The 19059-nt window shown below is 70.8% G+C and carries 17 protein-coding genes and 2 pseudogenes; 11 read left to right on the top strand and 8 right to left on the bottom strand.

Going from position 1 to position 19059, the window contains the following annotated elements; genetic code table 11:
• Nucleotides 1-99: 99 nt before the first annotated feature.
• From RUMESO_RS07270 to RUMESO_RS07260, 3 genes are read left to right on the top strand one after another with little or no spacing between them, the layout of a single operon-like run.
• Nucleotides 100-1071: an ABC transporter substrate-binding protein gene (locus RUMESO_RS07270; protein ID WP_037279242.1), complete on the top strand. Its 972-nt coding sequence runs from the start codon at nucleotides 100-102 to the stop codon at nucleotides 1069-1071.
• 1 nt (nucleotide 1072) lies between these two features.
• Entirely contained in the window at nucleotides 1073-1822 is a 750-nt protein-coding gene (locus tag RUMESO_RS07265; RefSeq protein WP_037279241.1) for an ABC transporter permease, read from the top strand.
• The gene (locus tag RUMESO_RS07260; protein WP_037279240.1) at nucleotides 1819-2409 is read left to right on the top strand and encodes an ABC transporter ATP-binding protein; all 591 of its coding nucleotides are present in this window, start codon (nucleotides 1819-1821) and stop codon (nucleotides 2407-2409) included. The genes RUMESO_RS07265 and RUMESO_RS07260 overlap by 4 nt, the downstream gene beginning before the upstream one ends.
• A 157-nt stretch (nucleotides 2410-2566) precedes the next feature.
• Here RUMESO_RS07260 and RUMESO_RS07255 read toward each other — a convergent pair whose 3' ends face one another.
• The 3 genes from RUMESO_RS07255 to RUMESO_RS07245 form a co-directional block, all read right to left on the bottom strand.
• The gene (locus RUMESO_RS07255) at nucleotides 2567-3328 is read right to left on the bottom strand and encodes an ABC transporter permease (protein WP_037279378.1); all 762 of its coding nucleotides are present in this window, start codon (nucleotides 3326-3328) and stop codon (nucleotides 2567-2569) included.
• 89 nt (nucleotides 3329-3417) lie between these two features.
• Entirely contained in the window at nucleotides 3418-4152 is a 735-nt protein-coding gene (locus tag RUMESO_RS07250; protein WP_037279239.1) for an ABC transporter ATP-binding protein, read from the bottom strand.
• Between the two features lie 189 nt (nucleotides 4153-4341).
• The gene (locus RUMESO_RS07245; RefSeq protein WP_156362736.1) at nucleotides 4342-4623 is read right to left on the bottom strand and encodes a hypothetical protein; all 282 of its coding nucleotides are present in this window, start codon (nucleotides 4621-4623) and stop codon (nucleotides 4342-4344) included.
• A gap of 338 nt (nucleotides 4624-4961) precedes the next feature.
• Between RUMESO_RS07245 and RUMESO_RS07240 the strand changes: the two genes are divergently transcribed.
• The 3 genes from RUMESO_RS07240 to RUMESO_RS07230 all read left to right on the top strand — a co-directional run bounded on the left by RUMESO_RS07240 (nucleotide 4962) and on the right by RUMESO_RS07230 (nucleotide 7547).
• Nucleotides 4962-6638 (top strand): MFS transporter, encoded by a 1677-nt coding sequence (locus tag RUMESO_RS07240; RefSeq protein ID WP_037279237.1) that lies wholly within the window; start codon nucleotides 4962-4964, stop codon nucleotides 6636-6638.
• Between the two features lie 217 nt (nucleotides 6639-6855).
• Complete coding sequence (locus tag RUMESO_RS07235) at nucleotides 6856-7146, top strand: hypothetical protein (protein ID WP_037279235.1); 291 nt, start codon at nucleotides 6856-6858, stop codon at nucleotides 7144-7146.
• A gap of 164 nt (nucleotides 7147-7310) precedes the next feature.
• On the top strand, nucleotides 7311-7547 hold the full coding sequence (locus tag RUMESO_RS07230; protein ID WP_037279233.1) for a hypothetical protein: 237 nt from the start codon (nucleotides 7311-7313) through the stop codon (nucleotides 7545-7547).
• A gap of 75 nt (nucleotides 7548-7622) precedes the next feature.
• Here RUMESO_RS07230 and RUMESO_RS07225 read toward each other — a convergent pair whose 3' ends face one another.
• Complete coding sequence (locus RUMESO_RS07225; protein ID WP_037279231.1) at nucleotides 7623-7934, bottom strand: hypothetical protein; 312 nt, start codon at nucleotides 7932-7934, stop codon at nucleotides 7623-7625.
• 313 nt (nucleotides 7935-8247) lie between these two features.
• A complete protein-coding gene (locus RUMESO_RS25000; RefSeq protein ID WP_156362735.1) occupies nucleotides 8248-8412 on the bottom strand; it encodes a hypothetical protein in 165 nt (54 codons plus the stop codon).
• A 398-nt stretch (nucleotides 8413-8810) separates the two neighbouring features.
• On the opposite strand from RUMESO_RS25000, the gene RUMESO_RS07220 reads away from it, so the two are divergent.
• Together RUMESO_RS07220 and RUMESO_RS07215 are read left to right on the top strand one after the other, a co-directional pair.
• The gene (locus RUMESO_RS07220) at nucleotides 8811-10412 is read left to right on the top strand and encodes a polysaccharide biosynthesis/export family protein (RefSeq protein WP_051521104.1); all 1602 of its coding nucleotides are present in this window, start codon (nucleotides 8811-8813) and stop codon (nucleotides 10410-10412) included.
• Between the two features lie 73 nt (nucleotides 10413-10485).
• Complete coding sequence (locus RUMESO_RS07215) at nucleotides 10486-11043, top strand: SRPBCC family protein (RefSeq protein WP_037279229.1); 558 nt, start codon at nucleotides 10486-10488, stop codon at nucleotides 11041-11043.
• Here the strand turns inward: RUMESO_RS07215 and RUMESO_RS26210 are convergent.
• Together RUMESO_RS26210 and RUMESO_RS28425 are read right to left on the bottom strand one after the other, a co-directional pair.
• Entirely contained in the window at nucleotides 11030-11329 is a 300-nt protein-coding gene (locus tag RUMESO_RS26210) for a creatininase family protein (protein WP_211262810.1), read from the bottom strand. The two genes, RUMESO_RS07215 and RUMESO_RS26210, sit on opposite strands and share 14 nt — an antisense overlap.
• Before the next feature lie 110 nt (nucleotides 11330-11439).
• A pseudogene (locus tag RUMESO_RS28425) lies at nucleotides 11440-11757 on the bottom strand (creatininase family protein); the annotation flags it as partial.
• Between RUMESO_RS28425 and RUMESO_RS28420 the strand changes: the two are divergent.
• Nucleotides 11680-12231 (top strand): annotated as a pseudogene (locus RUMESO_RS28420) (DUF808 family protein); the annotation flags it as partial. The pseudogenes RUMESO_RS28425 and RUMESO_RS28420 sit on opposite strands and share 78 nt — an antisense overlap.
• A gap of 121 nt (nucleotides 12232-12352) precedes the next feature.
• Nucleotides 12353-12877: a DUF808 family protein gene (locus tag RUMESO_RS28085; protein ID WP_342670736.1), complete on the top strand. Its 525-nt coding sequence runs from the start codon at nucleotides 12353-12355 to the stop codon at nucleotides 12875-12877.
• A 15-nt stretch (nucleotides 12878-12892) separates the two neighbouring features.
• Here RUMESO_RS28085 and RUMESO_RS07200 read toward each other — a convergent pair whose 3' ends face one another.
• Entirely contained in the window at nucleotides 12893-13723 is an 831-nt protein-coding gene (locus RUMESO_RS07200) for an SDR family NAD(P)-dependent oxidoreductase (RefSeq protein ID WP_037279373.1), read from the bottom strand.
• 390 nt (nucleotides 13724-14113) lie between these two features.
• On the opposite strand from RUMESO_RS07200, the gene RUMESO_RS24995 reads away from it, so the two are divergent.
• On the top strand, nucleotides 14114-19006 hold the full coding sequence (locus RUMESO_RS24995) for a calcium-binding protein (RefSeq protein WP_037279227.1): 4893 nt from the start codon (nucleotides 14114-14116) through the stop codon (nucleotides 19004-19006).
• Nucleotides 19007-19059 lie beyond the last annotated feature (53 nt).

Genomic DNA, 19059 nt, shown 5'->3' with positions numbered 1-19059 from the left:
TGAAGGTGTAGGCCGAAAGGCGAATGGCGGGACCTGGCGGGCGGTGGCATCCTCGCCGGGCGCCCTGCCGCAAGGCTGAAGGACAAGGGGGAGAATGACATGACCATCCTACGGAACCTGGCGACGGGCCTCGCCGTCGCGCTCTCGGCGCAGGCCGTGGCGGCGCAGGACCTGCCGACGATCCGCGCGGCGACGCTCGAGAGCGGCACCCTCAACTGGGAGCTCCAGACGATCATCGACAACGGCCTCGACGAGGCGAACGGCTTCCACCTCGAGCTCCTGAAGCTCGCCGACAACGGGGCGACCCGGGTGGCCGTCGAGGGGGACGCCGCCGACATGGCGGTCGCCGACTGGATCTGGGTGGCGGAGCAGAACGCCGGCGGCAAGGACTACGTGGCCTTCCCCTATTCGACCGCCGTGGGCGGGATCGTGGTCAAGGCCGACAGCCCCTACCAGACGCTCGAGGACCTCAAGGGCCACAGCATCGGCATCGCCGGCGGCCCGCTGGACAAGTCCTGGCTGATCCTGCGCGCCTACACCGAGCAGGAATACGGCTTCGACCTCGCCTCCGAGACCGAGCAGGTCTTCGGCGCGCCGCCCCTGATCTACAAGACGGCGCTGGAGGGCGGGACGGACGCGGCGATCAACTTCTGGCACTTCCTCGCCAAGATGGAGGCGAACGGGATGCGAGAGCTCATGTCCGTGACCGACGCCGCCACGGCGCTGGGCCTCGACCCCAACACGCCGCTCCTCACCTACTACATGAAGAGGGAGTTCGCCGAGGCGCACCCGGACCTCGTCCAGGGTCTCTACGAGGCCTCGCGGCAGGCGAAGGACCTGCTGATGCAGGACGCTGCCTGGGACGGCATCCGGCCGATGATGAACGCCGACAACGACGCCGAGTTCGAGGCGCTGAGGGCCGGCTTCCGCGCGGGAATCCCGGCCGAGGGGCCGGTGGACACCGAGGCCGCGAACCGGATGCTGCAGGTGATGGCGCAGCTCGGCGGCGAGGAGCTGGTGGGCAAGGCCACCTCGGTGCCCGAGAGCCTCTTCCTCGACCTGTCCAAGTGACATGACGCGGGACGCGGCGGCACGGCTCGTCTCCCTCGCGGCGATCCTCGGGCTCTGGGTGGTGGGGGCGGCCCTTACGGCGGACCCGACCATCCTGCCCGGGCCGTGGAAGCTGCTGGGGCCGCTCTGGCACGAGATCGCCTCGGGCGAGCTGCCCTTCCACCTCTGGAAGACGCTGGTCCGCGTCGCCTGGGCCTTTGTCCTGGCCATGTCGATCGGCATCGCCATCGGCACGCTGATGGGCACGAACCCGGAGGCCGACCGCTGGCTCGACCCCTGGCTCGTGGTGTTCCTGAACCTGCCCGCGCTCGTGCTGGTCGTGCTCTGCTACCTCTGGATCGGCCTCAACGAGACGGCGGCGATCACCGCCGTGACGCTGAACAAGATCCCGAACGTCGTGACCATCGTGCGGGAGGGCGCGCGCTCGCTCGACCCGGAGCTTGACGCAATGGCGCGCGTCTACCGGATGCCGCGCCTCGCCCGGCTCCGCCACGTCGTCCTGCCGCAGCTCGCCCCCTACATCGCCGCCGCCGCCCGGGGCGGCATCGCGGTGATCTGGAAGATCGTGCTGGTGGTGGAGTTCCTGGGCCGCTCGAACGGGATCGGCTTCAAGATCCACATGTATTTCCAGCTCTTCGACGTGGGCATGGTGCTGATCTACGCGCTGTCCTTCGTCGTCGTGATGCTGCTGGTCGAGGCGGCGTTCCTGCGCCCCTGGGAGTCGCGGGTCCGTCGCTGGCGCACCGCATGATCCGCATCCACGTGCGACGCAAGGCCTTCGGCGACACCGAGGTCCTACGGGGCTTGCGCCTCGACCTCGCCCCGGGCGAGCGGGTGGCGGTGCTCGGCCCCTCGGGCGTGGGCAAGAGCACCTTCCTCCGCATCGTCGCCGGGGTGGACCGCGCCTTCGAGGGCGAGGTCCAGAGGCCCGACAACATCGCCATCGTGTTCCAGGAACCCACGCTCCTGCGCTGGCGCAGCGTGCTGCAGAACCTCACCCTGACCCATCCGGGCCTGCCGGAGGAATCCGCGCGCGCCATGCTGCGCCGGGTCGGGCTGGAGGCCAAGGCGGGGGACTATCCGGGCCAGCTCTCGCTCGGGCAGCAGCGGCGCGTGGCGCTGGCCCGCGCCTTCGTCGGACGGCCCGAGCTCCTGATCCTCGACGAGCCCTTCGTCTCGCTCGACCCCGCGCTCGCCGAGGAGATGATCGCGCTGACCGAGAGCCTCATCGCCGAGACCCGCCCCGCCGTGCTCCTCGTGACCCATGTCCGGGCCGAGGCCGAGCGCCTGGGCGAGCGGATCGTCCGGCTCGAGGGCTCGCCCGCGACGCTGGTCTAGGCCCGTGACCCGGCTGGCCGCGCGTCCTCCGCATTTTCTCTTCGGCCGTTAACCGGATCTTAACCCGCCGCTGTCATGGTGATCCTGTCCCTGGGTCGCCGCCCGGCGGGGTAGGGGAAGCTGCGCCCTCGGCCCCGGGTCGGGACTCGAGCCCGGCCTACCCCCCGGCCCGCGTCGTCCCCCGCGCCGGATCGTAGCCCCAGAGCGCCAAGACCCCGAAGGCGACGGTGGCGACCAGCGTCCAGAGCAGCGCCCACCCGTTGAATTGCGCATAGAGCGCGAAGCGGATCAGCTCGACGGCGTGGGTGAAGGGATTGACGGCGCAGATGTCGCGCAGGAGCTGCGAGCTCTCCTCCATCTTCCAGAGCGGGTAGAGCGCCGAGGACAGGAAGAACATCGGGAAGATCACGAAGTTCATCACGCCCGCGAAGTTCTCCAACTGCCGGACGAAGCTCGACAGCGCGAGGCCCAGCGCCCCCAGCATGAGCCCCCCCACGAACAGCGCCGGCAGCACGAGGATGTAGCCCAGCCACGGCATGACGATCCCGAACGCGGCCGATATGGCGAGGAAGGCATAGGCCTGCAGGATCGACACGCAGGTCCCCGCCACGAGCTTCGAAAACAGCAGCCACCAGCGCGGCTGCGGCGAGGTCAGGAGGAGCCGCATGGACCCCATCTCGCGGTCGTAGACCAGCGACAGCGACGACTGCATCCCGTTGAAGAGCAGGATCATCCCGCAGAGGCCCGGGACGATGTAGACCTCGTAGGTGATGTAGGTCTGGTAGGGCGGGATGATGGACAGGCCCAGCGCCGCCCGGAACCCCGCCGCGAAGACCAGGAGCCAGACCAGCGGCCGCACCAGCGCCGCGAAGAACCGCCCCCGCTGCCCCAGGAACCGCAGCGCCTCCCGCTCCACGATCGCGAGGAGCGAGGTGCCCCAGGCGGTGCGGGGCCTCTGGGTCGCGGCATCCCGATCCTGCGCAGCCTGCGCCTCCTGCGTCTGCGCCGTCACGCCTCGGCTCCCGTCATGGCGAGGAAGACCTCGGTCAGGGGCCGGTCCCCGGCGACCCGGCCGGCGACCGAGTCGGCCAGCACGCGTCCCCGGTGCAGGATCACCAGCCGGTCCGTCGCCCACACCTCGTCCGTCAGGTGCGTCGCCCAGAGCACCGTCAGCCCCATGTCGGAGGCGAGGTCATGGACGTGCCGCGTGATGTTCGCCCGGCTCGCGGCGTCGAGGCCCACCGTCGGCTCGTCTAGGAGGAGGACGCGCGGCCTGTGGATCAGCGCGCGCGCGATCTCCGTCCGCCGGCGATGCCCGCCGTTGAGGCTCCGCGCCAGCTCGCCCCCGCGCTCGGCCATGTCGAGCCGTTCGAGCGCCGCGTCGATCCGCGCCTCCGCCTCGCGCCCCGAAAGCCCGTGGAGGGCGGCGAAGTAGCGCAGGTTCCGCCGGACGGTCAGGTCGAGGTCCAGCGTCGGCTGCTGGAACACCACCCCCATCTGCGCCAGCGCCGCGCGCGGATGCCGGGCGAGGTTCACCCCGGCCACCTCGATCTCGCCCTGCGGCGTTGTGACGAGCCGCGTGAGCAGGGCGAAGAGCGTCGACTTGCCGGCACCGTTCGGCCCCAGGAGAGCGCAGAAGGCTCCCTGCGCCACCTCGAAGGACACGTCGTCGAGCGCGCGGCGCGGTCCGAAGGAATGACTCAGGTGGCGGACCGACAGCCCGCCTCCGGCCGCTTGGGTCATGGAAGCCCTCCCTTTGGCCCGGATGATCGCCCGCGGGCGCCGCCGTGGCAAGGCAAGCCCGGACCGACCAAGGTCTCGGTCCCAGCCACGCGACCAGGATCCGCCCGCCGGTCAGCCCCAGGGCGGGAAGGGCCGGTCGAGTCGCCCCTTGGACCCACGGACGGGATCACGCGGCGACCGGGCAGGCGATCACTGCTTCAGGGCGTTCGCCAGGGCCACGGAGGCTCTCAGCAGCTCCGCGGCCACGGCCTTGGTGTCGCTGGCCTCCGTCCTCAGGTGCCGCAGCTCCGCCTCGAGCCAGTCGAGGATCACCGTCCGCAGGTCCCAGCCCTCGGCCCCCGAGGCGGCGTCGGAAAGGCGTTCATAGGCGGCACGAACGAGGTCCGACTCGGCCTCGATCTGCCGGAGCATCAGAAAATAGAGGAGCTTCTCGTGGCCCGGCGACGACTTCGGTTTCCTCCTGGCAGTCACCTCGGCCCTCGCAAGTCGAAGAGAACTAAACTGCAGGTAGTCAATCCTTCACCGCCTGCAACCCTAGATCGTTCTGTTCCACTACGGCACCGGGCGGAAGATTCCAACTCCGATCATATGTGTAGCAGGTTGACGCGAGGTCCATCGGCAGTCGCACGGACGTGCCGCGGGATCCGGAGTCCTTTGTCATGGACCGAATGTGGAACCCGCCTGCGGGAGCGGGGTTGCGTGACAGGCTGCGCGGGGGCCACGCCGTCGAGGCCGACTTGCCGACAAGGGCGGGGCGGCTTAGCCGGGTGGCCCAGTGCGTTCCGGCACCGGTTCAGGGACACAGGGGCATGGCAGAGACGAGAGCGGAAGCGCCGCCCCGATCAGCGGTCCTGGCACCCCTCCGCCACCCGGTCTTCCGCGCGCTATGGCTGGCGAGCCTGGCCTCCAACTTCGGCGGGCTGATCCAGTCGGTGGGCGCATCCTGGCTCATGACCTCCATCGCCCCGCAGGCCAGCATGGTGGCCCTGGTCCAGGCCTCGGCCACGCTGCCCATCATGCTGCTGTCGCTGTTCTCGGGCGCGGTGGCCGACAACTTCGACCGACGCCGGGTCATGCTGACGGCGCAGGCCTTCATGCTGGTCGTCTCGGCCCTGCTCACGATCGTGGCCTGGATCGGCTTCATGACACCCTGGCTCCTGCTTCTCTTCACCTTCCTGATCGGTTGCGGGACCGCCCTGAACAATCCCGCCTGGCAGGCCTCGGTCGGGGACATGGTGCCGCGCGGCGACCTGCCGGCGGCGGTGGGGCTCAACAGCATGGGCTTCAATATCGCGCGAAGCGTCGGCCCGGCCCTGGGCGGCGCCATCGTCGCCCTCGCGGGCGCCGCCGCCGCCTTCGCGATCAACGCAGTGAGCTATGTCGGCCTGATCGCCGTGCTGACCCGGTGGCGGCCGGAGCCGACCGTGGCCACCCTCCCGCCCGAGCCGCTCGGCGCGGCGATGCTGGCGGGGCCGCGCTACGTCGCGCTGTCGCCGGCCGTCCGGGTGGTGCTGCTCCGCGCCTTCGTGTTCGGGATGGGCGCGAGCGCGGTCAACGCCCTCATGCCGCTCATCGCGCGCGAACTGGTCGGGGGCGGTCCCCTGACCTACGGCCTGCTCCTCGGGGCCTTCGGGGTCGGAGCCGTCGCGGGGGCGCTGGTCAGCACCCGCCTGCGGGCACGGCTCTCCACCGAGAAGCTCGTCCGGGTCTCCTCGCTGGGCTTCGCCGCAGGGGCGGCCACGGCGGGGCTGAGCGGGTTCCTGCCGTTGACCCTGGGCGCCTTGCTCCTGACCGGGGCCGGCTGGGTCCTCGCGCTGTCGAGCTTCAACGTCACCGTGCAGATGTCGACCCCCCGCTGGGTCGTGGCGCGGGCGCTGTCCCTCTACCAGATGGCCGCCTTCGGGGGCTTGGCCGGGGGAAGCTGGCTCTGGGGCACGGTGGCCGAAGGGCAGGGGCTCCGGGTCGCGCTGCTCTCGGCCGGGGCGGTCCTGGTCGGCTGCACCCTGATCGGCTTCGTGCGGCCGCTGGCCGATGCCGAGGGGCGCGATCTGGGGCCGCTCCGGTCCTGGGCCGCGCCGGAGACGGCCGTGCCGGTGGACGGTCGCACGGGCCCGGTGGTGGTCGCCGTCGAATGGCACGTCGCCGAGGCCGACCTGCCGGAGTTCCTGGGCGTGATGGCCGAGCGCCGGCGCATCCGCCGCCGCGACGGGGCGCACAACTGGATGCTCCTGCGCGACCTCGCGGACCCGTCGCTCTGGGTGGAACGCTACCACGCGCCCACCTGGCACGACTACCAGCGGCTCAACACGCGGCTGACCCGCGACGACGCCGAGGTCTTCGAGACGTTGAGGCGCCTCCATCGCGGGGCCTGGCCACCCCAGGTCCGGCGCATGATCGAGCGAGAGGCCCGGCCCTGGACCCGCGACCCGGGGCGGGTCGCGCGCGAGCTCGCCACGCCGCTGGCCGATCCATCGCGGAACGCGTGACGGGCCCCTGTCGGCGGGCGCACGCGGCGTGACGCGGGCCTCCGCCAAGGAGCGACCCGGGGTCGGAAGCCGGGGACCGACCGGCGGGACGTGGCCGAGGCCCGCCGCCGTGTCCGGCGCCAGGGTGGACCGGGCCAGTCGCCACCGTTATCAGACCGGAACGGGATGTCGGCGGCTCCTCCGAGGGCCTGCCCACTGGGGACATGTGGGGCCTGGGATGATCGGGTTGTTCGGAGAGGTCATGGAAAGGCTCCGCGCCGGATGGGACGCGCTCCGCGGCGAGATCGAGATGCTCTCGCGGTCGCAGGCGCCTGACCGTGCCGCCCTGGGAGGCCTGCGGGATCTGGTGCGGGCCTTCAGGCAGGAGACCCATTCCCTGCTGGTGACGATGCTGTTCGAGGACGCGCCTCCCGCCCTCACCGATGCCGCCGACGAGCTTCTCAGCGTGTTCGGCGAGGCCCTGGCACGGCTCGACGCGCTGCTCGCCCGCGCGCGGCCCGCGACCTGAGGGTCGAAGCCGGGGGGTAGCGCCTCGTCGGGGGCTCGCCGCCCCGCGCGCCGGATTGGACGGAATGGCCACCGCCCTGCCCGAAGACTGCCGTCCCCTGGACCCATCCGCTCCACAAAATGGCCCGATTCTGCCGGCAGCCTTGGACCAGAAGGAGAGGTCCGATGCTGATACGTCACCTGTGCGCCGGATGGCTGACTGCCCTGATGGTCTGCGTCATCGCCGCCTTCGCCGGCTGCTCGGTCTGGGGCATCGTGGCGCTCGCGATCCTGGGCGGGAACCTGGGCATCCTCGCGAGCGGCATGGCCGAGGCCCTGCGCTCGTCGGTCACCGACCACGAGTTCGGCAGGGCCTTCCGTCCGGCCTCCGCCTTTCCTGTGAGCCTTCCCCCGGCGGAGTGACGTCGCAGCCGCGCGCAGGGCGCCTTGGAGGGCCGCCGGCGGTGGCCCATGTGCCTGCTAACCCGTGGGGCCGTGCTACTGCGCGGCCTGCCGCCTCATCTTGGCGGCCCAGGCCCGGCAGCCGTCCTCCAGGCAGACGCGGGATCTGACGCGCACCCCGGCCAGCGTGAAGTCGACCTCGGTGCAGCAGTCGTCCGTCCGCAGCACGCAGGTGGGCAGGCGACGAAGGCGCTCCTTCAGCGCCTTCTCGGCGAGGTAGCGTCGGTCCGCGAAGGCATCCCAACGCTCGCCCGCCGACGGGTCCCAATGAGGCACCTCGTCGGCCCACCGCTCCAGGAGCGCGGCGACCGCGAGGGCGCTGGCCTTGTTTTCCGCGGCGACCGTCACCGCGCGCTCCTCCTTGGACCGCAGCGGGTTTCGTTCAAGCGATGTCAACATATCATGCAACGCCGGCCAGACATAGGTGGGCTCTGCACTTGTTCATGGAACTGAACCGCAGAATTTCAACCCTCGATTGTGAAATTGGGCTCGGATTGCAACGATCAGGATCGGCTTGGCCCGGCTGTTCCGGCGTCCTGCCCGGTGAGGTCCCGCTCGATCCAGGAAGGCAACGTGAGGCGCCCCTGACGCCAGGGCAGATGCAAAGGGACACGCTCAAGCCTATCGGACTGGGGCGGCTGTCGTGGCGGAGGCTGGTGTCCTAGCCGAGTCGCATTGCCGCCCCGGGCGCGGCCTGCCACTGGACGCGCGCGCCCTCGAAGAGCAGACGGATCAGGGCCGCGACCAGGACGCCATAGGGCAGCCCCCACATGGGCATCGAAAGGACCACGATCAGCAGGATGTGAAGGATGCGCGGCATGGTCATGGCTAACCCCGGATGCGATTCCAGGTTCCCGCCGAATTGTGGCTGGCTTGCGGCCTCCCTGCGATGCTTTCGGGACAGTCAGGGCCGCCCAATGACCGTGGGTTTCTTCGTAGGGGCGCCGACCCGTCGAACGATGGGGCGCGGTGCCCCGGGCAGGCCACGGGAAGGGGAGGCGAGCCCGTGATCCCGCCTAGGAGAGCGGGCACCGGACGTCGGGCCTGGCTCGGTCGGGTCGCCGGCACGAGAGCGCCCGTCGTTCCGTCGGGGACCGAAAAGGGGCAGTCAACTTGACTGGGGAGAGCATTCTCCCCAATGCTAATGCGACTTGCCGAAGAGGGCAGGGCTGGCCCTCCTGCCGCCGGCTCCCATTCGGTCCCGTTGGCGGAGGTTTCTCGGTAATGACGAATGTGCGCGGGAACTGTGGGGGCGCGATTCCGTTCGCCGGCGCGGGGTCGGCGGCCGGCGTGGCCAGGGTCGCCACCGCCTGGCGCCGGCTTCGGACGGCTGGACTGGCCGCCTGCGTCCTCGGCTGGCCGCTGGCCGCGTGGGCCGACTACGCGCTCCGCCCAGGGGACACGATCTCGGTCTCCACGCGCGGTCCCTTCGCCATGGCTCATGAATCGGTCGTGGGCCCCGACGGCCGCGTCACGCTTCCCATCGTGGGCGAGATCGACGTCGCCGGACTGACCCTTGCCGACGCCCAGGATCAGATCACGGCCGCCATGAGCGCCGAGCCGCTCCGCATCTTCAGCAACGACGGGCAGGAGAACTGGCTGAACCTGGAGCCGTCCGAGATCCTGGTCGAGATCTCCAGCTACTCGCCGGTCTTCGTGTCCGGCGCGGTCGGCCAGCCGGGCCGCTTCGACTACACGCCCGGCATGACCGTTCGCCAACTGGTCGCGACGGCCGGGGGGCTCGGGATGTCGGGCCTCGACGCCGACACGAGCGCCCGGCAGGCCATGGACCTGACCGCCGAACGGGAGGTCGCCGTCGAGCGCCTCGACTCGATCATGGCGCAGGTCGGGCGCCTTCGGGAGGAGCTTCGGAGCATCTCCGCGGAAGGCGAGCCGTCCGTGCCCTCCTCGGACGCGCCCGGCCCCGCGGACGAGGTCGCGCCGGAGCCGGGCGAGGCGCCCGCCAGGGCGACCGAGGAGCAGGACCTGTCGTCGGCGGACGGGGCCTTGCCCCTCGTCGTCCTGAACGACGAGGTCGCGACGTCGGCCGGAGGGGACGACCTCCTCACGCGGCCAAGGGCCCGGCCGACGGAGCAGGCCCAGGTCCTGCCGGCCGCCGACGCCGAACCGACGCTGCCCGTCGCGGAGGAGCCCGACGCCCAGGCCGCCGAGGCGGTCGCGCCTCCTGCTCCGGCTCCTCGCTCCAGCACCAGCGACGACACCGACGATCTGGAGCAGGTCGGGCGGGAGTTGGTGGCCTCGGGCGTCGCGATGCGGGGCGTCGACGCGGCCTCGGCGCGCCAGTTGATCGAGGAGATGAACACCCGCCTCGACCTCCTCCGCCGCCGGCAAGCCGAGGAGGAGCAGCTCGTCGCCAACGACCGGGCCGAGGTGAACCGCGTCCAGGACCTGATCGACCGGGGGCTCGTGCCGGCGACGGAGTCCGATGCCGCCGAACGCACGCTGCTGATGTCGACCCTGCAGTCCTACGACACCGCCGACATGGTCGCCCGGCTGGAGATCGACCTGGCGCGCATGACGGCGGACCTCCAGCGGCTGCCGTCCGAATCGGCGCGCGAGATCCTGCTCGAGCTGGAGAAGCGGCTGGCCGACGGCGAGGTTGCCCGCGCGCAGGTCAGCTCGATCGACCAGCAGCTCGCCCTCCTCGGCGGCTCGGCGGCGGGCCAGGCCGGAATCCAGTACGACTTCGTGCTCTACCGGGGGAACGGCGACGAGGCCGTCGCGACCACCGTGGAGCAGGACCAGCCCCTGCAGCCGGGCGACTCGCTGGAGGTCGTCCCGGCCATGGACGGAAACGCCCCATGACCGCGCCGGGAGGGGCCGGCGCGGCCCTTCCCTGCCAACGGCGGGTCGCGCCGGTCGTCCGTTCGCCGACCCGATGAGCCGCTACCACCTCGTCACCACGTGGCGGTTCGACGCCACCGTGGAGCAGGTCGCCACCGTCCTCGCCGACGTCGAGCGGCTGATCGACTGGTGGCCCTCGGTCTACCTCGACGTGGTGGAGCTCGCGCCCGGGGACGAGAGCGGCGTCGGCAAGGAAGTGGAGCTCTTCACCAAGGGATGGCTGCCCTACACGCTCCGCTGGACCTTTCGGGTGACCGAGGCTGACGGCCAGCACGTCGTGCTCACCCCGACCGGCGACTTCATGGGGCGTGGCGAATGGACCTTCGTGCAGGATGGCCCCACGGCGGTCGTGCGCTACGACTGGGACGTGGAGGCGCGAAAGCCGATCCTGCGCGCCCTTAGCTGGCTCTTCCGCCCGGTCTTCACCGCCAACCACGACTGGGCCATGCGCCAGGGCGAGGAGAGCCTGCGGCTGGAGCTCGCCCGACGGCGAGCCGTGACCCCCGAGGAGCGGTCGCGCATCCTGCCACCCCCCGGCCCCTCCTTCCTGACCTTCGGCGCGGCTCGGCGGCGTCGGCCTAGCCACCCCTGAGGACCCGGCGAAGGTGGTCGAGCACCAGGGCCACGCCCGCCTCGCCGAGCTCCGCCGAGGCGTCCTCGGCTGACCGCGTGTACCACGGCCCGTCCGCCGCCTCGGCCATCTCCACGGTCTCGGGGCAGAGCGCGAGCATGAACGAGGTCTCGCCTTGGCCGGCATGGTCGAAGGGATATCGTGCCATCGCCTCGGGCGTGAGCAGCGGGTGCCCCTTGATCCAGCCGAACGGGTCCCGACCCGCCGCGTGCTCGGCGTAGTAGCCCGCCGCCTCGGGCCGCCCCACCAGCCCTCGCCACGCTCGCGCTCGAGATGAGCGAAGACGGCCTGCCGGCCGGCCAGCTTGAAGGCGAGGTCCGTCGGCATCCCTTCGGCGAACTTCTCCGTCTGGTGGTGGATCACGAAGTGGATGTTGCGGAACCCCACCCGCAGCAGCGCCGCGAAGACCTGTCGGGCCACGGGCACCAGCGTCTCCGCGTCGACGTGGAGCGAGCCCCTGGCCTCCGGTCCTTCCACGGCGTAGCTCGCGGCCCCGTACCAGAAGGCCGGCAGCACCACGAGGTCCATCTCGGCCTCGAGCCGCTCGAGGCAGCGGACCGCGACCAGCCCGTCCATGCCCAGGGGAAGGTGCTCCCCATGGTACTCGAGGACGCCCACGGGCAGCACCGCCGGCCAGTCCTCCTCGATGGCCCGCCGGACCTGCTCGGGCCGCATCAGCTCGTAGCGCATGGACGCATCCTTCCCGCCGTCAGGTTAAGCGGCCCGCCCGCGCGCGGCCAGCCTTTCGCGATAGGTCCGCGACGTTCCTCGACCTCGGCCCTGGCGCGCCTTACCTCCATGCGACATGGTCCGGCCGCGCCGGACGGGCGCGCAACGACAGGGAGAACCATGGCAACCGGACTGATCGCCCTTCTGGACGACGTGGCGGCCATCGCCAAGCTCACCGCCGCCTCGCTCGACGACGTGGCGGCGCAGACGGTCAAGGCGGGCAGCAAGGCCGCCGGCGTGGTGATCGACGACGCGGCGGTGACCCCGCGATTCGTCGTCGGCATCGAGGCGCATCGCGAGCTCTCGATCATCGGACGGATCGCGCTGGGCAGCCTGCGGAACAAGCTCCTGTTCCTGCTCCCGGCCGCTCTGCTCCTCAGCGCGCTGCTCCCGCAGGCGATCACGCCTCTGCTGATGCTGGGTGGCCTCTACCTGGCCTACGAGGGGGCCGAGAAGCTCCTCCACCTGTTCCGGGCCCACCACCGGCCCCCATGGGGAGGATGCCACCACGGCGGCTACCTCGAAGGAGCTCGAGGACCAGATGGTCTCGGGCGCGATCCGTACCGACTTCATCCTGTCGGCCGAGATCATGGCCATCTCGCTGGCCACCATCGAGGCGGACGACCTCGTCACGCGCGCCATCGTGCTCGCGGCCGTGGGGATCGCCATCACCATCGCGGTCTACGGGGTCGTCGCGCTGATCGTGAAGGCGGACGACATCGGCGCCGCCATGGCCCGAGGTCGGGGCGCGGCGACGCGCGCCATCGGCCGCGCGCTCGTCGTGGGGATGCCTCGGTTCCTGGCCCTGCTCAGCCTCGTCGGCACCGTCGCGATGCTCTGGGTCGGCGGCGGCATCCTGATCCATGGCGTCGCCGCCTTCGGCTGGCACGCGCCCGAAGACCTCATCCACGACTTCGCCCACACCCTTGCCGTCGTTGCCGGCGCCCTGGAAGCCGCGGCGGCCTGGCTCCTGACGGCCCTCGCCTCGGGCGTCGTGGGATTCGGGATCGGCGCCGCGATCCTCGGCGTCCTGGGCCTGGTGCGCCGACAGCCCGCTCACGGCTAGCGCAGGGGCGCCCCGTCAGCCTCCAAGGAACCGCTTGAACGCCTCGGCGTGATCGGGGTGCCAGCGCGACAGCGCCGGACGCCCCTCGGTCAGGTCCCCTGCGGCCCAGGCGATGCGCTTGCGGTCGGTCTCCCAGTCCACCTCGTTGTCCTGGCAGACGATGTAGAAGTCGCCTGCCCCGACGCCCTCGACCATGCGCTCGGCCACCTGCTCGGGCCACCAGGCGCCCGACGGCTTCTCCGCGCCCGGGGCCGTCATGCCCGTGAAGGTGAAGCCCGGCACGAGGAGGTGCGCCGAGAGCCGCGCCCCCTCGATCTGCCGGAACTCCCAGGCGAGCTGCTCCGTCAGCGCCTTCACCCCGGCCTTGGAGACGTTGTAGGCGGCGTTCCCCGGCGGGTTGGTGATCCCCTGCTTGGAGCCGAGGTTGACGACCGCCGCCTCGCGCCGGGCCTCGATCATCCCCGGCACGAAGGCCATGAGGCCGTTGATGACCCCCCAGAGGTTCACGCCCAGGGTGAGCTCCCAGGCCTCCCGCTCGGCCCAGGGCTTCGTCGGCCGGCCGACGCCGGCGTTGTTGACCAGAAGGTCCACCGGACCATGCGCGTCGACGGCCGCGTCGCGCAGCGCCTCGACCGCCGCCGGGTCGCGGACGTCGCAGGCGAAATGGGCCACGCGCCCGGGTGCCCGCGCGCGGAGGTCCTCGGCCGCGCGGTCCAGCCGACCCGCGTCCTGATCCGCGATCGTCACCCGCATCCCCCGCCCGAGGCAGGCCTGCGCGATGGCGAGCCCGATGCCGCCCGCCGCCCCCGTGACGACGGCGCTCCGCCCTTCCGTGATGACGCTCATGGTCTCCTCCCTCCGTTCGGCCCTCATTCCGCGATCTTGGACCCGCGCTGTCAATCCATCCGACAGTCGCGAGAGGCGTCGCCTGCGGGAGCGCGGGCCGTGGCCCGGCCAAGGCGCCGAGCAGGCTGCAGAGGGCAGGCCCCGCGAGGGGTGGCGGAGGACGAGAAGGGGCCACCGGAAGCGGATTCGCCGACCCGAAGCGTCCGCGATGTTCGCCAAGGACCGTGCAACATACCTTCTTCACTAATTCTTAACGATTTTTGCCTATTCTTGCCACCAAGCGAACCGAAGTTCCTCCGGCGCTGGCCCTATGCCGTGCAGGCCTAGGCCCGTGTGCCCTGTGCCCTGGATGGCGGCGGGCTCGCCCTGTCACTTTCAGGAGTTTCATCCGTGCCGGTCGTCTCGCAGTCCCAGATCGATGCCTTGGAATCCGGTCTCGATTCCGCCCTCGCGGCCATACAGGACCAGATCGCGAAGCAGGTCCTCGCCGAACAGATCCCGCTCGTCGGCGCAGGTCTGAAGGCCGCGTACGACCTGCCGCAGACCCAGGCCGCGCTGGCGAGCATCAACGCCTTCCGCACGGCGGTGAGGGACGCCCTTGGGCGGCTGAACGACGCGGCCGACTACGCCGAATCGACGGTCGAGAACGCGATCTCCGGGGCTCTGAGCGCGGCCGGCTTCTCGGGCGATCTTGTCGACGTGGCGGTGAGCGGCGCCGATGTCTCCCTGACCTTCGCCCAAGCCAAGGACAGCCATCTCACCCTCGACCTCGCGCACGACCTCGGCCTGCCGGGACTGGGGATCGAGACCTCGGGCTCGGTCGACGCGAGCCTCCATTACGCCATCAACCTCGGCGTCGGCGTCGACTCCTCCGGCTTCTATGCCGGGACCTCGGGCAGCCACGAGATCGGCATCGGCGTGCGGCTCGATGGCTCGGACCTCGCCGCCGACGCCCAACTGGGCCCGCTCAGCTTCAGCGCCACCGACACCGGCTCGAACTTCGACGGCACCTTCTCCGTCGACCTCCTCGACGCCAACCAGGACGGCAAGCTCCGCCTGAACGAGCTCTCGGGCGACCTCGTGGACGCCAGGCTCGACGCCACCGCGGACGTGCGGATCGACCTGCACGGCGACATGGGCAGCGCCGCCCTGCCGCAGCTCGACGCGGACCTCCTCGTCGACTGGGACTTCTCGGCCTCGACGGTCAACCCCGACGACGGCAACGCCTCCTTCGGCGGCACGCCGACGGTGTCGTTCCAGAACGTCACGCTCGACATGGGCTCCTTCGTCCATGACTTCGTCGAGCCCGTGCTCCAGCAGATCGTTCCGGTCCTCCAGCCGATCAACCAAGCCCTGGCGATCCTGAACAGCGACATCGGCGTGCTCAAGTCCTTCTCGGGCTGGCGCGAGATGTTCGAGAGGACGGGTGACGACAAGGTCACGCTGATCGACCTCCTCAAGGTCGCCAACCCCGGCCTCGACATCGAGCCCATCCAGAAGTTCATGGGCATGGTGGGCGACGTCCTGAGCTGGGCCGAGTTCCTCGCCAGCACGAGCCTCGGCCCCAAGGAATACGTCATCGGCGACTTCACCTTGTCGGGCGCCGACGACATCCGGTCGCTGGCCTTCCAGCTCTCCAACGCCTCCGCGACCTTCGGCGGCTTCAAGGACACCCTCTCGAACGTCCTCTCGGGCCTTTCGGGACAGGGCTGGGGCGTGACGGACCCGGGCTCGGGCCTCACGGCCAAGGACATCCTCGACCAGATGGCCACGGGGACCGACTTCAGCCTTCCGATCCTCAAGGACCCGGCCCAGATCATCAAGCTCCTGCTCGGCGGCCAGGCGGACCTCTTCCACCTCGACCTGCCGGAGGTGCACCTCTCGGCCTCGAACCCGACGCTGGCGCTGTTCCCGGTCTTCCCCGGCATCAACGTGACCGTGGGCGGCTCCATCGGAGCCGCCTTCGACCTCGCCTTCGGCTTCGACACGCGCGGCCTCCTGACAGCCGACGGCGACCCGCTCAAGGTGCTGAACGGCTTCTACCTCGTCGACGGCTCGGGGACCGAAGTGAAGCTCGACGCCTCCATCAGCCTCAGCGTCGCGCTCGACTTCCTGATCGCAAGCCTCGTGGGCGGCGGCGACATAACCGGCGAGATCGACCTCGACCTCGCGGACGGGTTCCAGCACACCCCGGGCAAGCTCTACCTCGACGAGCTCCTGGGCGCGCTCACCACCAACCCCTTCGCGATCTTCGACGCCTCGGGCCAGATCACGGCCGGCTTCTCCGCCAACGCCACCGTCCTCTTCGGAGAGGTCTGGCGCCTCAACTCGCCCCGGATCACGCTGGGGGCCTTCACCTTCGACGGAACCGGCGCCACTACCGGCCCGGATGGCGAGGTCGTCATCGCGCCGCCGCCCCCGCCGCCGGAACTCGCCAGCTTCTCCGACGGCACGCTCACGCTCAATATCGGCGCTCGGGCCGGGCTCCGGGCCATCGCCGACAACACCGACCACGCGGAGAGCGCCCTGGTCGCCGACGCGGGCGGCGCCCTGGGCGTCCAGCTCCTCAGCCATATCGAGACCTTCTCGGACGTCGCGCTGATCCTCGGCGACGCCGGCGGCGGGGACGACGAGGTCGTGCTCTCGGAGGACCTGGCGATCTCCGCGAGGCTGGGCGGCGGCCTCGGGGACGACATGCTCGGCGGCGGTGCCGCGGACGACACCCTGGACGGCGGAGAGGACGACGACATCCTGACCGGCAACAGCGGCAACGACACCCTGCGCGGGGGTGGAGGCAAGGACGTCCTCCTGGGGGGAAGCGGGGCCGACGCCCTGGACGGGGGCGCTGGCCAGGACATCGCGAGCTACCGCCACTCCGCCGCGGGGGTCACGATCAACTCGCAGACCGGGGTCCTTCACAGTGGCGACGCCGAAGGGGACACCCTTGCCGGCATCGAGGTGATCGAGGGATCGGGACATGGCGACACGCTCGTGGCCTCGAACCTCGGCGGCATGATGCTGCTCGGAGCCGGAGGCGACGATTCCCTCACCGGCGGGACCGGCAAGGACGATGTCCTGATGGGCGGGGCCGGGAACGACCTGCTGGTCAGCCTCGGCAGTGCGACCATCCTGATCGGCGGCATGGGAGACGACACCTACCGGGTCGACAGCACGGACGACGTCATCGCCGAGAACCTGGGCGGCGAGGTGCCTTCGGGCAGCGACAGCGGCACCGATCTCGTCATGGCCTCGGTCGACTGGACGCTGGGCGACCTCCTCGAGAACCTGACGATCACCGGCGCGGCCCGCGTCGCCATCGGGAACGCGCTTGCGAACACCATCACCGGCACCGCCGGGAACGACACAATCGACAGTGGCGGCGGGATCGATCTCCTGATCGGCGGCCAAGGCGACGACACCTACCGCATCGACCGCGCGGGCGACCACGTCACGGAGAGCTCCGGGGCCGGCCGCGACACCATCGAGATGCGCGTCGCCAACTTCACCGGCGTCGTCGCCGGCGCGGCGGTCTTCGACATGGGGACCGACGCCGCCAACGTCGAGAACCTCGTGGTGGTGGACGGTGGCCGCGACACGGAGATCACCGGCAACGCGCTCGGCAACGAGGTCAGGGGCAACGCCGCGATGGACACCCTACACGGCGGCGACGGCGACGACATCCTCGATGGGGGGAGCGACGGGGGCGACCACCTCTTCGGCGACGGCGGCGACGACACGATCCAGGTCTCGTTCCACAGCCGCGACGTGGAGGTCGACGGCGGGGCCGGGATCGACCGGCTCGTCATGGACTGGTCGGGCGCCACCAACTCCATCGTCTTCTTCAGCGACGTCTGTTACCAGACCTACAAGGACGGCGTGGGCTGGATCTGGCTCCGGCACGTCGGCAACGAAGCCTTCACCCTCAAGGGCGGCATCGCCGACGACGACCTGCGGGGCGGCGACCGCGACGACACCCTGATCGGCAACGCCGGCCACGACGAGCTCCATGGCGGGGCGGGCCGTGGCGTCTACGACGGCGGCGCTGGGCAGGACGTGGCCTGGGCCGCCATCTCGCAGGACGGCGGCGTCGCCTCGACGCGGGACTTCGTGCTGACGCTCAAGGACGCCCAGAACGGCCCCGTGACGGTCAACGCGGGCACCTCGGTCGAGACCACCTGGAAGGGCGTCGAGGTGCTCCGTCTCGACCTCGGCTCGGGCAACGACACGGTCGACGTACGCGGCGTGGCCTTCAGCGCCTATGTCACGGGCTACGCGCATTCGATCTCTGCCGGGGCCGGGGACGACAGCTTCGCTCTCGACCTCCTCAGCCTGGGCGACAGCACCTTCGCGGGCGGCGAGGGCACCGACACGCTCACGCTCGACTGGTCCACGGCGACGAACGCCGTGACCTTCGATTCCAACAGCCTCTACGGGCAGGTCTTCTACAACACCTTCGCCGACGGCTTCGGCTGGATCCACCTCACGACGACAGGGGTCGAGCGCTGGAACCTGACCGGCGGCGCCCTCGACGACGACCTGCGCGGCGGCGCGCTCGACGACCGCCTCGTGGGGGGAACGGGCTCGGACGAACTGCGGGGCTTCGGCGGCCGGGACTCCTTCGACGGCGGGGCGGGCCAGGACGTGGTTTTCACGACCGTCTCCACCAACGCGGGCGTGACGACCACGCTCGACTTCAGCCTCGTCCTCGCGAACACCCAGGCGGCGACGGTCACCGTGAACGCCGGCACCTCGGTCGAGACGAAGTGGCGCGGCATCGAGGCCGTCCAGATCGTGCTCGGCTCCGGCAACGACCTGATCGACACGCGCGGGGTCGCGGCGGACGCCCGCGTGACGGGCTACGCGCACAGCGTGACCGGCGCGGGCGGCAACGACACCTTCGCGACCGACCTCCTCAGCCTGGGGGCTCTCACCTTCGACGGCGGGGAAGGGGCCGACACCCTGATCCTCGACTGGTCCAAGGCGACGAACGGGGTGGGCTTCAGCGACTTCTACGCCACCACGAACTATCAGACCTTCGTGGACGGCTGGGGCTGGATCGCCATGAACACCTCGGGCGTCGAGCGCTGGCAGCTCTCGGGCGGCTCGGGCAACGACCTGCTGCGCGGAGGGACGCTCGACGACCGGCTGTCGGGCGCCGCCGGCCAGGACCAGTTCTTCGGCCAGGGGGGCGCGACACCTTCCTGGGCGCGGCGGGCCAGGACGTCGTCGTCACCCGGATCTCCACGAACGACGGCGCCCTCACCACCCGCGACTTCGTCCTGAGCCTGGCCGACACCCAGGGCGGGACCGTGGTGGTCAACGCCGGCACCGAGGTG

It is taken from the genome of Rubellimicrobium mesophilum DSM 19309 (assembly GCF_000600335.2).
Taxonomy (GTDB): Bacteria; Pseudomonadota; Alphaproteobacteria; order Rhodobacterales; family Rhodobacteraceae; genus Rubellimicrobium; species Rubellimicrobium mesophilum.
The sequence above is the reverse complement of the archived record's forward strand: the minus strand, read 5'-3'. Positions and strand labels throughout refer to the sequence as shown.

Excerpts from the sequence above, each read along its gene's own strand:
- RUMESO_RS28085 (WP_342670736.1), top strand. The coding sequence starts at position 12,353 with ATGGTCTCGGGCGCGATCCGTACCGACTTCATCCTGTCGGCCGAGATC.
- RUMESO_RS07260 (WP_037279240.1), top strand. The coding sequence starts at position 1,819 with ATGATCCGCATCCACGTGCGACGCAAGGCCTTCGGCGACACCGAGGTC.
- RUMESO_RS07250 (WP_037279239.1), bottom strand. The coding sequence starts at position 4,152 with ATGACCCAAGCGGCCGGAGGCGGGCTGTCGGTCCGCCACCTGAGTCAT.
- RUMESO_RS07265 (WP_037279241.1), top strand. The coding sequence starts at position 1,073 with ATGACGCGGGACGCGGCGGCACGGCTCGTCTCCCTCGCGGCGATCCTC.
- RUMESO_RS07220 (WP_051521104.1), top strand. The coding sequence starts at position 8,811 with ATGACGAATGTGCGCGGGAACTGTGGGGGCGCGATTCCGTTCGCCGGC.
- RUMESO_RS07235 (WP_037279235.1), top strand. The coding sequence starts at position 6,856 with ATGATCGGGTTGTTCGGAGAGGTCATGGAAAGGCTCCGCGCCGGATGG.
- RUMESO_RS07200 (WP_037279373.1), bottom strand. The coding sequence starts at position 13,723 with ATGAGCGTCATCACGGAAGGGCGGAGCGCCGTCGTCACGGGGGCGGCG.
- RUMESO_RS25000 (WP_156362735.1), bottom strand. The coding sequence starts at position 8,412 with ATGACCATGCCGCGCATCCTTCACATCCTGCTGATCGTGGTCCTTTCG.
- RUMESO_RS07215 (WP_037279229.1), top strand. The coding sequence starts at position 10,486 with ATGAGCCGCTACCACCTCGTCACCACGTGGCGGTTCGACGCCACCGTG.
- RUMESO_RS07270 (WP_037279242.1), top strand. The coding sequence starts at position 100 with ATGACCATCCTACGGAACCTGGCGACGGGCCTCGCCGTCGCGCTCTCG.
- RUMESO_RS07230 (WP_037279233.1), top strand. The coding sequence starts at position 7,311 with ATGCTGATACGTCACCTGTGCGCCGGATGGCTGACTGCCCTGATGGTC.
- RUMESO_RS07240 (WP_037279237.1), top strand. The coding sequence starts at position 4,962 with ATGGCAGAGACGAGAGCGGAAGCGCCGCCCCGATCAGCGGTCCTGGCA.